14 protein-coding genes are annotated in these 13200 nt (G+C 75.2%); 9 read left to right on the forward strand and 5 right to left on the reverse strand.

Annotated features, from left to right (window positions below; all coding sequences use genetic code 11):
- Positions 1-33: 33 nt before the first annotated feature.
- Entirely contained in the window at positions 34-381 is a 348-nt protein-coding gene (locus tag ABZ862_RS02140; RefSeq protein WP_360950709.1) for a VOC family protein, read from the reverse strand.
- 270 nt (positions 382-651) lie between these two features.
- On the opposite strand from ABZ862_RS02140, the gene ABZ862_RS02145 reads away from it, so the two are divergent.
- Positions 652-1371: a GvpL/GvpF family gas vesicle protein gene (locus ABZ862_RS02145; RefSeq protein WP_360950712.1), complete on the forward strand. Its 720-nt coding sequence runs from the start codon at positions 652-654 to the stop codon at positions 1369-1371.
- Between the two features lie 52 nt (positions 1372-1423).
- Here ABZ862_RS02145 and ABZ862_RS02150 read toward each other — a convergent pair whose 3' ends face one another.
- Positions 1424-2245: a methyltransferase domain-containing protein gene (locus ABZ862_RS02150; protein WP_360950715.1), complete on the reverse strand. Its 822-nt coding sequence runs from the start codon at positions 2243-2245 to the stop codon at positions 1424-1426.
- Between the two features lie 125 nt (positions 2246-2370).
- The gene (locus tag ABZ862_RS02155; RefSeq protein WP_360950718.1) at positions 2371-3876 is read right to left on the reverse strand and encodes a phosphatase PAP2 family protein; all 1506 of its coding nucleotides are present in this window, start codon (positions 3874-3876) and stop codon (positions 2371-2373) included.
- Positions 3877-3974: 98 nt separating this feature from the next.
- Between ABZ862_RS02155 and ABZ862_RS02160 the strand changes: the two genes are divergently transcribed.
- The 3 genes from ABZ862_RS02160 to ABZ862_RS02170 all read left to right on the forward strand — a co-directional run bounded on the left by ABZ862_RS02160 (position 3975) and on the right by ABZ862_RS02170 (position 6790).
- Positions 3975-4667: a histidine phosphatase family protein gene (locus ABZ862_RS02160; RefSeq protein ID WP_360950721.1), complete on the forward strand. Its 693-nt coding sequence runs from the start codon at positions 3975-3977 to the stop codon at positions 4665-4667.
- A 147-nt stretch (positions 4668-4814) separates the two neighbouring features.
- Positions 4815-6437: an ATP-binding cassette domain-containing protein gene (locus ABZ862_RS02165; RefSeq protein ID WP_360950724.1), complete on the forward strand. Its 1623-nt coding sequence runs from the start codon at positions 4815-4817 to the stop codon at positions 6435-6437.
- 104 nt (positions 6438-6541) lie between these two features.
- Positions 6542-6790: a DUF6158 family protein gene (locus ABZ862_RS02170; RefSeq protein ID WP_360950727.1), complete on the forward strand. Its 249-nt coding sequence runs from the start codon at positions 6542-6544 to the stop codon at positions 6788-6790.
- A 129-nt stretch (positions 6791-6919) separates the two neighbouring features.
- Here ABZ862_RS02170 and ABZ862_RS02175 read toward each other — a convergent pair whose 3' ends face one another.
- A complete protein-coding gene (locus ABZ862_RS02175) occupies positions 6920-7306 on the reverse strand; it encodes a DUF2795 domain-containing protein (protein ID WP_360950730.1) in 387 nt (128 codons plus the stop codon).
- Positions 7307-7511: 205 nt separating this feature from the next.
- On the opposite strand from ABZ862_RS02175, the gene ABZ862_RS02180 reads away from it, so the two are divergent.
- The 5 genes from ABZ862_RS02180 to ABZ862_RS02200 all read left to right on the forward strand — a co-directional run bounded on the left by ABZ862_RS02180 (position 7512) and on the right by ABZ862_RS02200 (position 12518).
- Positions 7512-7649, forward strand: coding sequence for a hypothetical protein (locus ABZ862_RS02180; protein ID WP_360950733.1), 138 nt, complete (start codon positions 7512-7514; stop codon positions 7647-7649).
- A 228-nt stretch (positions 7650-7877) separates the two neighbouring features.
- Entirely contained in the window at positions 7878-8681 is an 804-nt protein-coding gene (locus ABZ862_RS02185) for an RNA polymerase sigma factor SigF (protein WP_360950736.1), read from the forward strand.
- A 166-nt stretch (positions 8682-8847) separates the two neighbouring features.
- Positions 8848-9975 carry a hypothetical protein gene (locus tag ABZ862_RS02190; protein WP_360950739.1) on the forward strand — a complete coding sequence of 376 codons (1128 nt, stop codon included), beginning with the start codon at positions 8848-8850 and terminating at the stop codon, positions 9973-9975.
- Between the two features lie 114 nt (positions 9976-10089).
- Positions 10090-11337 (forward strand): aminotransferase class I/II-fold pyridoxal phosphate-dependent enzyme, encoded by a 1248-nt coding sequence (locus tag ABZ862_RS02195; RefSeq protein ID WP_360950742.1) that lies wholly within the window; start codon positions 10090-10092, stop codon positions 11335-11337.
- Positions 11334-12518, forward strand: a complete 1185-nt coding sequence (locus ABZ862_RS02200; protein WP_360950745.1) for an MBL fold metallo-hydrolase — start codon at positions 11334-11336, stop codon at positions 12516-12518. The genes ABZ862_RS02195 and ABZ862_RS02200 overlap by 4 nt, the downstream gene beginning before the upstream one ends.
- A 44-nt stretch (positions 12519-12562) precedes the next feature.
- Here ABZ862_RS02200 and ABZ862_RS02205 read toward each other — a convergent pair whose 3' ends face one another.
- Complete coding sequence (locus tag ABZ862_RS02205; RefSeq protein WP_360951410.1) at positions 12563-13189, reverse strand: VTT domain-containing protein; 627 nt, start codon at positions 13187-13189, stop codon at positions 12563-12565.
- Positions 13190-13200 lie beyond the last annotated feature (11 nt).

Raw genomic sequence — 13200 nt, forward strand, 5'->3', positions numbered from 1 at the left:
CCGCGGGCCGCCCCGCACGGCGCGACCCGCGTGTCACACCTTCCGGTCCACGTACTCGTAGACCGTCCCGTCCGGGTGCATCGCCAGCAGATTGCGGCCCGCCGGGGTCCCGACCGGACCCGCGAGGACACGCGCGCCGAGTCCGGTGAGCACCCGGTGGGTCTCCTCGACGTCCTTCACGGCGATCGTCGCGGCCACCTTCCGCAGCACCTCCAGCTCCGCCTCCGGGCCGCTCATCAGCAGGAAGCAGCCGACGGCGGCCGCCTGCACCCCGCCGCGCTCGAAACGGAGGGCCGCGGTGCCCGCGAGCCGTTCGTAGAAGGAGACCGCGGTCTCCAGGTCCTCGACGCAGATCCGCAGCGTGGTTCCCAGAATCTCCATGCGGGCAAGCCTAGTGCCGCGGCAGGCAGCGTTTGCCCGTGAAGGAGCGGCGTCCGGTGCGTGCTCTCTGGGGGTCCCCCCTGCTCGAAGAGCTTGGGGGAGTGCCGGGCGTCGCGACGGGGCGAACGTTGCCTGCTGCGGCACTAGTTCGCATGCCGGGGCCGTGTGATCGTTTCGGCTGTCGGGGGCGGGGCACACGGCACGGGTGTCGTCCACCGGTGGACGGGTGTCCACTGGTGGGGGAGCGGACGCGGTGACGAGGAGGCGACGATGATCGGACTGCGGTACGTCTACGCGGTCTGCCGCCCGTTCGGCACGCCCCTCCAGGCCCAGCTGACCGGCCTGGCGGGCGCCCCGGCCGGGCTGCTGACCCATCACGGGCTGGTGGCCGTCGTCAGTACGGTGCCGGAGGCCGACTTCGCCGCCCGTCCGCTGCGCGCCCACCTCGCCGACCCGGCGTGGCGCGCCGCCGCCGAACGGGCCCACCGGGGCGTGATCGGCGCGCTCACCACCGTCACCACACCGCTGCCGCTGCGGCTCGGCACCGTCTTCCAGGACGACAGCGGCGTACGCACCATGATCGAGGCGCGCGAGGACGACTTCCGGCGCACGCTCGACCGGCTCGACGGACGGGTGGAGTGGGGTGTGAGGGCGTACGCCTGCCGGGCCGCGGACGGTCCCGGGGCCGCGCGGTCGTCCGCCGCCCGGCTGCACGAGGTGCTGTCCGCGCACGCCGAGGACGCCCGGCTGCGCCCCTGCGGGGCGGGAGACGTGCCCGGCCGGGACGGCAGGAGCGGTGCGCGCGTGCTCGACGCCGCCTATCTGGTCTCCCGCGCGCACGCCGAGGAGTTCGTGGAGCTCGTGGAGCGGGCCGGCGACGCCGTACCGGGACCGCCGGGGCAGGCGGGGCGGGCCGTGCTCGCGGCCGGGCTCCAGGTCGAGCTCAGCGGGCCCTCGGCGGCCTACTCCTTCGCCGGGGACTACCTGTGACCCGCCCGGCCCGCCCGGCCGGGCGCCCCCGGACTCCGCCGGGCCGGGCCGCTCAGCGGGGCTTGCGGCACAGCAGCTCGGCGTGCAGGACGCCGAACCAGCCGTCCGGCCGCTTCCCCCACTCCTGCCAGGCCTCCGCGATCGCCGCCAGCCGCTCCGGGGTCGTGTGCCCCGCCTCCGTGGCCCGCTCGGCGTACGACGAGGCCACCGTGCGCTCCGCCCACAGCCCGCTCCACCACTCCCGTTCCTCCCCGGTCGAGAAGGTCCAGGTGCTGGAGGTCGCCGTGATGTCGGTGAACCCCGCCGCCAGCGCCCAGGACTTCAGACGCCGGCCCGCGTCCGGCTCGCCGCCGTTGGCACGGGCCACCCGCCGGTACAGGTCCAGCCACTCGTCCATCCCGGGCACCTCGGGGTACCAGGTCATCGCCGCGTAGTCCGAGTCCCGTACGGCGACGAAGCCGCCCGGCCTGGTGACGCGCAGCATCTCGCGCAGCGCCTGCACGGGATCGCCGACGTGCTGGAGCACCTGATGGGCGTGGACCACGCAGAACGTGTCGTCCGGGAAGTCCAGGGCGTGCACGTCGGCGACCGCGAGATCGACGTTCTCCAGGCCCCGCTCGGCGGCCACGGCCCGCGCCTTCTCCAGCACGCCGGGCGCCCGGTCGACGCCGGTGACACGGCCCTCGGGTACCAGGGCCGCCAGATCGGCGGTGATGGTCCCCGGACCGCAGCCGATGTCCAGGATCTTCATGTGCGGCTTGAGCGAACCGAGCAGGTACGCGGCCGAGTTGGCGGCGGTGCGCCAGGTGTGCGACCGCAGCACCGACGCGTGGTGCCCGTGTGTGTAGACGGCGGTCTCCCGTGCTTCCGGCATGGCCGTGCCCCTTCTCGTCAGCCCCGCTGCGCGCCGCTCGCTGCCCGCGGCGTCGTCCGGGGACGACGCTACGCGCGAATGCCGGATGGTGAGACCCGTGTTCTGCCATCTGGACTGACGGCGTGTCAGCTCCGGTCTGCGGCGCCGGGCAGCGGACGGTAGACGGGCAGGGCCTCCGGTAGTTTGTCCAGCGTCACCTCGCCCTCCACCTCGGTGACCTCGCCGTCGTAGGCCAGCAGCGTGCCCGGCTCCACACCCTCCATGCGCAGCCGGCCGACCTGCACGGCGGCGTGCGCGGGGGAGCGGGTCAGCGGGCCCGCCAGGGCGGCGGCCAGCAGACGCAGCGCGGGCCGGCGTCCACCGTGCACCACCCGCACGTCGAGCACACCGTCCGCGAGATCGACCCGGCGGCCCGGCGCGAGACCCATCCGGTGGTAGGTGCCGTTGCCCGCGAACAGCAGCCACAACGGATGCCTGCGTCCCCCGAGTTCGGCCGTCAGCGGATGCCGGTCCGAGCGCACCACGCGCTGCACCGCCAGCAGCCCGGCGGGCCAGCCGCCGATCCGCGGCGACCAGCGGTCCCGCACCCGCACCAGTTCCGGATACACGCCCAGGCTGAGCGTGTTGAGGAACACGCCCTGCCGTCCACCGCTGCGGAACCGCCCCACGTCGACCCGTACCCCCTGCCCGTTCCGGACCGCCTCGGCGAGGCCGCGCGCGTCCTCGACGCCGAGGTCGTAGGCGAAGTGGTTGAACGTGCCGCCCGGCAGCACCGCCAGCGGCAGCCCGTGCCGCAGGGCCGCCGCGGCGGCCGCGTTCACCGTGCCGTCGCCGCCGCACACGCCGAGGACCACGGCGCGGGCGGCCGCCTTCTCGAGCGCGGCGCCCACCTCCTCGGCCGCGCACTCCACGATCTCCGCCCCGGGCAGCGCGTCGGCCAGCGCGCGGACCCGCTCGGAGGTGCCCGCGGCGGTGTTGGCGACCAGCACCAGACCCGTGCCGTCCGGCAGCGCCGGCAGCCCGGTACGGGGCCGGGCGGGCGGCGCCACCGGCTCCCGGGGCGGCACCAGGCCCCGTACGGCGAAGGCGGCGCCCACCCCCAGGGCCGCGCCGGCGATCACGTCGCTCGGGAAGTGCACGCCGGTGTAGACCCGGGACGCCGCCACCGAGAACGCCACCGGCGCCACCGCCGCGCCCCACGCCGGCGACTCCAGCGCGACCCCGGCCGCGAAGGCCGCCGCGGACGCGGCGTGACCGGAGGGGAACGACGTGGTCACGGGCCGGCGCGACAGGTGCCGGGCGGCCGGCACGTGATGCAGCAGCGGCCGGGGACGCCGTACGGAACGCTTGCCGAGCGTGTTGACGGTGAGGGAGGCCAGCCCCAGGGAGACGAGCCCGCGGGCGGCCGCCCGCCGGGCCCGCGGGGTGCGGGCCGCCGCCATCACGGCCGCCGTGGCGAACCACAGCTTCCCGTGGTTGGCGCTGCGGCTCAGGCGCGGCAGCACGGGACCGGCGCCGGGCCAGTGGCGCTCGGCGGCCAGCTGGAACAGCCGGCGGTCCAGGGCGAGCAGCCGGTCGCGCAGCGCGTGCCGGCCGGGCTTCGGGGCGGTGAGGTCGACGTCTGGGCTCATGCCGGGACGGGTACCCTGAACTCGCCGTGTCCCGACCTGCGGACCGGGTGAACGGCCCGACCGGTCCGACCCGCCCGACCGAAAGGAAGACCAGCCGCGTGCGCCTGCTCCTCATCCGCCACGGCCAGACCCCCGCGAACGTGGCGGGCCTGCTCGACACCGCCATACCCGGCGCCGGTCTGACCGAACTCGGCGAACGCCAGGCCGAGGCCCTGCCCGAGGCCCTGGCCGGCGAGGACATCGAGGCCGTCTACGCCTCCGTCCTCGTCCGCACCCGGCTCACCGCCGCCCCGCTGGCCGTCGCCCGCGGCCTCGACGTGATCGTGCGCGACGGCCTCCGCGAACTGTCCGCGGGCGACCTGGAGATGCTGCCCGGCGACTCGCCGCGCGGCGAGGAGTACATGCGCGTGGTGTTCGCCTGGGCGGCCGGGGACACCGAACTCAGGATGCCGGGCGGCGAGAGCGGCGCGGAGGCGCTGGCCCGCTACGACGCCGTGGTCGCCGAAGCCGCGGCGAGCGGGGCGGGGACGGTGGCGATGGTCAGCCACGGCGCGGCCATCCGGATGTGGACGGCGGTCCGCGCCGTCAACGTGGACGTGCCGTTCGCCGCGGGGCATCCCCTGCGGAACACCGGGGTGGTGGTCCTGGAGGGCTCGCCGTCCGACGGCTGGAAGGCCCTGAGCTGGGCGGACCAGACGGTCACCCCGTCCGGGGCCGGCGGTCCGACCGGTATGCCGCTGCCGGACTCGTCCCTCCGCCTCACCGGCTCCGCCGGGGACGACCCGAAGTAGCACCACCGGCCCGCGGCCCGCACCCGGGCGACGGCACACGGGAGGCATCTCCCGCCTCCACCCCCTTTCCCCCGGGGCCTCCGCTCCCCGCGCCCCGCCGGATAAGCGTTTGCCCTCGTCGGGCGTCTCGTCGCAGAATGCCTCGGCATGGGACATCTGGAAGCCGCGCACCTCGAGTACGACCTTCCCGACGGGAGGCCCCTGCTCGGGGACGTGTCCTTCCGGGTGGGGGAAGGTGCCGTCGTGGCGCTCGTCGGGCCCAACGGGGCGGGCAAGACGACCTTGCTGCGCCTGCTGGCCGGCGAGCTCAAGCCGCACGGCGGCACCGTCGCCGTGAGTGGCGGGCTCGGTGTGATGCGCCAGTTCGTGGGCTCCGTGCGCGACGAGACGACGACCGTGCGCGACCTGCTGGTCTCCGTCGCCCCGCCCCGCATCCGGGAGGCCGCCCTCGCCGTCGACCGGGCCGAGCACGGCATCATGACCGTCGACGACGAGGCCGCCCAGCTGCGCTACGCCCAGGCCCTCTCCGACTGGGCCGAGGCACGCGGCTACGAGGCCGAGACCCTGTGGGACATGTGCACCATGGCCGCGCTCGGCGTCCCCTATGAACGAGCCCAGTGGCGCGAGGTGCGCACCCTCTCCGGCGGCGAGCAGAAACGGCTGGTGCTGGAGGCCCTGCTGCGCGGCACCGACGCGGTCCTGCTGCTCGACGAGCCCGACAACTACCTCGACGTACCCGGCAAACGCTGGCTCGAGGAACGGCTGCGGGAGACCCGCAAGACCGTGCTGTTCGTCTCCCACGACCGTGAACTCCTCGCCCGCGCCGCCCAGAAGATCGTCTCCGTCGAGCCCTCACCGGCCGGCGCCGACGCCTGGGTGCACGGCGGCGGCTTCGCCACCTACCACGAGGCCCGCCGTGAACGCTTCGCCCGCTTCGAGGAGCTGCGCAGGCGCTGGGACGAGAAGCACGCCCAGCTGAAGAAGCTGGTGCTGACCCTCCGCCAGGCCGCGGAGAACAGCCCCGACATGGCCTCCCGCTACCGCGCCGCCCAGACCAGGCTCCGCAAGTTCGAGGAGGCCGGGCCGCCGCCCGAGCCGCCGCGTGAGCAGGACATCAGGATGCGGCTGAAGGGCGGCCGTACCGGCGTGCGCGCCGTCACCTGCGAGGCACTCGAACTCACCGGCCTGATGAAGCCGTTCGACCTGGAGGTCTTCTACGGCGAACGGGTCGCCGTGCTCGGCTCCAACGGCTCCGGCAAGTCGCACTTCCTGCGGCTGCTCGCCGGTGACGACGTGGCCCACACCGGACGCTGGAAGCTCGGCGCGCGGGTGGTGCCCGGCCACTTCGCGCAGACCCACGCGCACCCCGAACTCACCGGCCGCCCCCTCCTCGACATCCTCTGGAAGGAGCACGCCCAGGACCGCGGTGCCGCCATGTCCCGGCTGCGCCGCTACGAGCTGACCCAGCAGGCCGAGCAGACCTTCGAGCGGCTGTCCGGCGGCCAGCAGGCCCGTTTCCAGATCCTGCTGCTCGAACTCCAGGGCGTCACCGCGCTGCTGCTCGACGAGCCGACCGACAACCTCGACCTGGAGTCCGCGGAAGCCCTCCAGGACGGTCTGGAGGCGTTCGAGGGCACGGTCCTCGCGGTCACCCACGACCGCTGGTTCGCCCGCTCCTTCGACCGCTACCTGGTGTTCGGCACCGACGGCCGGGTGCGTGAGACCCCGGAGCCGGTCTGGGACGAACGCCGCGTCGAACGCGTCCGCTGAGCGGGGCCGCCGTACAGGCCGCCGCACACGGAGCCCGGACGGCGGATTGTTCGTACAGTGGAGGCGGAAGGGCACGGAACGGACACGACGAGCGGGGCACCACCATGACCGGAGTCGACCCCAGCCGGCTGGACGACCAGCAGCTCATGAAGGAGCTGGAGACCATCCACCGCACGCGCCACGACACGCTGCTCTACGGCTCGAACGAAGCCCTGCGCACCCACAACGAGCGCATGGCCGAGCTGGAGGGCGAGTATCTGCGGCGCAACCCGCGCCGTCTCGTCGCCGCGTCCCGTACCCGTGAGGGCGCCCGGGAACGCCGCCCGGGGGACTCGGTGGGCCCCCGGACCTAGCGCCGCGGCAGGCGATGTCCGCCCCGTCGCGACGTCCGGCGCGCTTCCCCGGGCTGTTCGGGCAGGGGCCCGCGGAGTACGCACCGGACGCCGCCCCTTCACGGGCGGACACCGCCCCCGGCGGCACCGTCAGGGCCGGCCGGCCCTGAGCACCGCCTCGGCCAGCTCCTGCGCGTTGCCGTAGCGGGCGCGGCTCGGCAACGGCTCCAGAAGTTCCACCAGACGGTCCGGAGCGTTCTCGCGGCGCAGGACCCGGATCAGATCCGCGGGGCCCGCCGGGAAGGCCCCGCGGCCCAGGACGCGCGCCAGATCCAGCCGTATCTCCTCCAGCGACGCCCGGCTCGACCGGCCCGGCAGCGCCGGTCCGCGCCACACCTCCGGGTCGTCGTCGGCGGCCGGTTCCGGATCGTGCCATTCCTCGGTACGCGTGGGGTGGCCCGTCCTCATCAGCTCTTTCAGCTCGTGCTTCATCTCGTCGTCCCGGTGGACGCTCAGCCGGTCGCTGCCTCGCTGCATGCCCTGTACCTCCGGTCTTCCGGTGGGTTCTGCCGTATCGACCGCGATCGTCCGTCCGCTTCCCGGCACGGCGTCCGTCGCGCCCCGGCCGCGTACCCGGGGACCGGTCACCGACACCGGATCCGCCGGGTTTGCGCACCGGATCCCGGGAGACCCGGCCCCTCACCCCACCCCCCACGCTCCGTGACCGGGGAAGGACACACCCATGGCGCTGTTCGCTCCGCTGATCCCGTTCGTGCTGCTCGGCGTGGTGCCGGCGCTCGGCCGCTACGAGGACGCCGTGCTCCCGAGCGTGCCGGAGGCCGAGCCCGAGCTGCCCGAGGGGGCGGTGCCGGGACGGTGAGCCCGGTGCCCGGCGAGTCCGGAACCCGGATTCCGGAAAAATCCGTCGGGATGTGTTTGCCCCGTACCGGCCCGGGCAGGCGGGAGATCAGTGCTTCGGACCGGAGGCACGTCCGTGGGAACGCCGTGAGGCCATTCCTGCCGTACGCGTGAGTCTCCGGGGTCTCCGGAGCGCGCTCCCACGGTGACCGTTCCAGCCAGAGCACCTGCCAGGGAGCCACGACGCATCATGCCCGAGCACTCGACTGCCACGCGCAGCACCCATCACCCGCACGACGACGCCCCCGACACCGCGGCGGACTTCCGCAGGCTCGCCGCCCTCCCCGAAGGGCGGGAGCGCGACGCCCTTCGTGACGCACTCGTCCGTGCGTGGCTGCCCATGGCCGAGCGGCTCGCGGGCCGCTTCCGCAGCCGCGGCGAGAGCTACGAGGACCTGCGCCAGGTGGCGTCCCTCGGACTCGTCAAGGCCGTCGACCGGTACGACCCCGAGCGCGGCAACGCCTTCGAGAGCTATGCCGTCCCCACCATCACCGGAGAGATCAAGCGGCACTTCCGGGACCACATGTGGACCCTGCACGTGCCCCGGCGGGTGCAGGACCTGCGCAACCGGGTGCGGTTCGCCTGCCAGGAACTGTCCGCCTCCACCCCGGGGCGGCGGCCCGCCGTGGCCGAGATAGCCGCGCACGCCGGTATGAGCGAGGACGACGTCCGGGCCGGTCTCGAGGCGCTCGACAGCTTCAGCGCGCTGTCGCTGGACGCCGAGCTGCCGGGCAGCGAGGACGGGTACTCCCTCAGCGACGCCCTCGGCTCGCCCGACCCGGCCCTCGACGTCGTCGTCGACCGCGAGGCGGTCAAGCCCCGGCTCGCCGCCCTGCCCGAACGGGAGCGGACCATCCTCTACATGCGGTTCTTCGGAGACATGACACAGAGCCGGATAGCCGAGCAGCTGGGCATCTCGCAGATGCACGTCTCCCGGCTGATCAGCCGCTGCTGCGACCGGCTGCGCGACCAGGTGATGCGGGACGGGGACTGACCCGGCCCCGTCCACGGGTCACCCGATGGGACGCCGGATGTCCCGCGAATGGGGTCCGGCCGCGCGCGGCGCGCGGCCGGACGGGCTGTGATGGGCCAGGGAGCACGTCGATGCGCCCACCGCCTTCCGACCGTCGGCGGTCCGTCCGTCCGAGGAGTCCTTGCCCATGCGCCGCACCGCCCGTGCCCTGTCCATGGCCGTTCTGGCCGGTGCCGTGCTCGGCGGTGGCGCCCCGTCCGCGTTCGCGGATCCCTCGGCGGAGGTCAGTCCGGGGACCGTCCAGCCGGGCGGTGACGTCTCCGTCTCCGTGTCCTGCGATCCCGTCGGCGCCGGGGCGCCGGACACGGTCGAGGCCACCTCCCCGGCCTTCGACCGGGGCAGCGTCCGGCTGGCGCATGTGGCCGCGGCCGACGACGACGTCTCCGGACCCGAGTACCGGGGCACCGCCCGGCTCACGGCCACGGCCGGCGAGGCCGCCGGAGGCACCGGCACCCCGCCGGGTGCGGGTGCGGGTGCGGGCGCCGGTGACCGCGGCGCGGCCGGTGCCCAAGCGGACGCGGTCGGACCGGACGCGGTCGGACCGGACGCGGTCGGACCCGATGCGGTCGGACCCGATGCGGTCGGACCGGACGCGGTGCCGGAGCCGGCCGGTGCGGACATGGCCGGTGCGGACACGGCCGTCCCGGACGCCGTCACCGGCACCGACCGGGCCGCCGCTGTTCCCACCGCTACGGACGGAGCGGCCCCGGACGCGGTCGGCGGCCCCGCGTGGACGGTCGGCGGCACCTGCCCCGGGGCGCCCGGTGAGCAGGGGCAGCCGTGGAACACGACGTTCACCGTCGCCGACGACGACCACCGCGCCGCCGGTGACGCCGGCGAAGCCGGGGTGACCGGATCGCCCGGGGTGCCGGAAGCGACGGGAGCGACCGTCGCGACCGGCCCGGCCGGTGGCACCGACGCCTCCTGCCCGAAGCCCCAGCCCCCGCCCCAGCCGAAGCCGAAGTCCGAGCCCAGGGCGGACGACGCGGTGCCCCCGCCCACCTGGACCCCCGGCCCCGGCCAGGCCTCCTGCGCCCCGGCCACCGCACCCGTACCCGCGCCTTCCACGGCCCCCGGTCACCGTTCCACCGACACCGACACACCCGCGCCGGTCCAGCGCGGTGTACAGGCGGGCGGAGGCGGCGTCTTCACCCCGTCCGTCCCCGCCCTCGCCACCGGCGCGGCGCTCATCGCGGCGGCGCTCGGCGGTGCCGTCTACCGGCTGCGCGGCAGGGGGATGCGCCGCCACCGCTGACGTGCGTCTTCCCCCGGCCACCGGCCACCGGCCACCGGCCCCCGGCCTCACCGGAGCCGCACCGCCCGGCAGGGCACGGCACGGCACGGCACCCAGGACTGTGCGGAGGTTTCCATGCGGCGGACGGACCCGGAAGGCCACGGCCCCGTCCGTTACGGGCCGGAGCTCCCCGGCGACGGACTTCCCGTCCTCGCCGAGACGGCCGAGGTCCTCGCCGAGGCCGCGCACCGGGCCGGGGAACAGCCGGCCGGCGGCGGCACCGCGCTGCGCGAGGCGGCGTGCGGCTACTGGGAGCGGCGCGGGCTGCCCGTCACACCCGGCGCCGTCGCGGCCGGGCCCGGCGCCGCCGCCCTGCTGGTCGCGGTGACCGCGGCCGTCGGCGGTGACGTCCTGGTGCCCCGGCCGTGCGCCGCCTGGTGGGCGCCGTACGCGCGGCTGCTGGGCAGACCCGTGTTCCATGTGGCGACACCCGCCGAGTCCGGCGGGGTCCCGGACCCGTACGCGCTGCTGGAGACCGTGCGCCGGGTGCGTGCCGAGGGCGGCGACCCGCGGCTGCTCGTGCTGTCCGTGGCCGACGACCCGACCGGCACCGTCGCACCGCCCGAACTGCTGCACGAGACGGTGGAGGCCGCCACCGGCGCGGGGCTGCGCCTCGTCAGCGACGAGACCTGGCGCGACACGGTGCACCGGCCCCACGGCACGGTGCTGCTGAGCCCCGCGGAGATGCTGCCCGACCGGGTCACCGTGGTCGCCGACCTGGCGGGGGCCCTGCTGCCGCCCGGCTGGCCGGCCGCCGTGGCGCGTTTCCCGGCGGGCGCGGCGGGAGACGACCTGCACGCGCGGGTGCTCGACGTGCTCACCGCGCTCGGCGCGCGTGTCGCGGAACCGGTCGCCAGGGCCGCCGGGTACGTGCTCGGCGAGCCCGCGCCGGTGACCTGGCGCCGTACGGCGGCCGTACGCCTGCACGCGCGGGTGGCCGCCGCCGTGCACACCGCCGTCGTCGGCGCGGGCGCGCTCGCCCGGCCGCCGCAGGCGGGGCGTCACCTCTACGCCGACCTCGGCCCGTTGCGCTCCGCGCTCGCCGCGCACGGCGTCGGCGACGCGCAGGAGCTCGAGGACTTCCTCTCCGCCCGCCTGGGCATGCCCGCGCCGGGCGGCCACCGCTTCGGCGACGGCCTCGCGGAACTGCGCGTACGACTCGCCACGGGGCCGCTGCTCGGCGGTACGGACCAGGAGCGCACGGAATGCCTCACCTCACCCTCGCCGTTGGAACTGCCACACGTGCAACGCGCGTTGAGTCATCTGAGGTCGGTCTTCGACGATCTCCGTGACGACGCTCAGCGACGGGAGTCTCCTCGATGACGCAACAGTCCGAGTCGACCACCACCACGACCACCACGGCCACCCCTCCCTCGGCACCGACCACGACGGTCACGGAGGCCGGCCCCGCCCCGGTCCCGACCGCCACCACCGCCACGGCCACTACCGCCGCCACGACTGCCAAGACCGCCACGACTGCCGCCACATCGACCCGGACGCCCTCCGCCCCGCCGCTCGCCGAACCCCGCCCCCTGGGCGAACGGCGTTTCTGGCCAAGGGCGTTCCACGACCGGCTGACCGCCCCGCTGCCCGGCCTCAAGGCGTTCGCCCGGTTCGCCCGCGAGGGCTCCGTGCGCCCCGGCCGCGACGGTCTCGCCGACGTCCCGCTGCTGCCCTGCGAGCCCGCCCCGCTGCCCCGCGTCGACGCCCGCACGGTCGCCGTCTCCTGGGCGGGGCACGCCAGTTGGGTGGTGCGCATAGGCGGCCTCACCGTCCTCACCGACCCCGTGTGGTCCCGCCGCATCCTCGGCACCCCCGCCCGTGTCACGCCCGTCGGCATCGCCTGGAGCGACCTGCCCCGGATCGACGCCGTCGTCATCAGCCACAACCACTACGACCACCTCGACGCCCCCACCCTCCGCCTGCTCCCGCGCGGCACACCGGTGTTCGTGCCCGCCGGGCTCGCCGGCTGGTTCCGGCGCCGCCGGTTCACCCTGGTCACCGAGCTGGACTGGTGGGAGGCGGCCGAACTCGACGGCGTGCGCTTCGACTTCGTGCCCGCCCATCACTGGTCCAAGCGCACCCTCACCGACACCTGCCGCAGTCTGTGGGGCGGCTGGGTGCTCACCGCCCCGGACGGCCGGCGTGTCTACTTCGCCGGCGACACGGGCTACGGCCACTGGTTCGCGGGCATCGGCGGCCGTTACCCCGGCATCGACCTCGCCCTGCTGCCCATCGGCGCGTACGACCCGCGCTGGTGGCTCAGCGACGTCCACTGCGACCCGGAGGAAGCGGTGCGGGCGCTGTGCGACCTCGGCGCGCGGCGGATGGCGCCCATGCACTGGGGCACGTTCGTGCTGTCCGCCGAGCCCGTCCTGGAACCGCTGTTCAGGGTCCGGGCCGCCTGGGAGCGGGCGGGACTGGACCGCGACGACCTGTGGGACCTGCCGGTGGGCGGATCACGGGTGCTCGACGAGGAATCCGCCGACAGGGCGCCCCAGTGACCAGGGACTGGTGCCGCGACGGGGCGACATTGCCTGCCGCGGCACTAGACCCGTTCCGTCCCCCGTACCCGACGCCACACGCCCGGGGCCGCGCTGATCAGCAGGGTCAGCGCGACCGCGGCCACCACACCCTCCCAGGGCTCGTCGAACAGCGAGCCGCCGAGGATCCCGATGAGCTCGTACGTCGCCGCCCACGCCAGACAGGCCGGCAGATTGCCGCGCATGAAGCGGCGCATCGGCCAGCGGGCCATCAGACAGGCCAGCATCACCGGGATCCGTCCGGCCGGCACCAGCCGGGACAGCACCAGCACCGCCACCCCGTGCCCGGTCAGCTTGTCCTGCGCCTGTGCCAGCCGGTCCTCCGGCGCCCGTGACCGGATCGCGGCCAGCCAGCGGGAGCCGTTGCGCGAGCGCATCCCGCGCTGTCCCAGCCAGTACAGCGCCGTGTCGCCCAGGAACGCCGCCACCGACGCCGTCACCAGCACCATCGCCATGGAGAACGGCGCCGTCTGATGGAACGCCACCACCGCCGCCGTACTCACCAGCGCGCCGGTCGGTACCACCGGCACCAGCGCGCCGATCAGCACCAGCAGGAACAGCGACGGATAGCCGATCGCCCGCTGGGTGGACTCCGGCGGCACCGTCGTCGCGGTGGCGGCCAGCCATGTCACGGGGTGGCCCC

This window comes from Streptomyces sp. NPDC047000, assembly GCF_040644295.1.
In the GTDB taxonomy this organism is placed as follows: domain Bacteria; phylum Actinomycetota; class Actinomycetes; order Streptomycetales; family Streptomycetaceae; genus Streptomyces.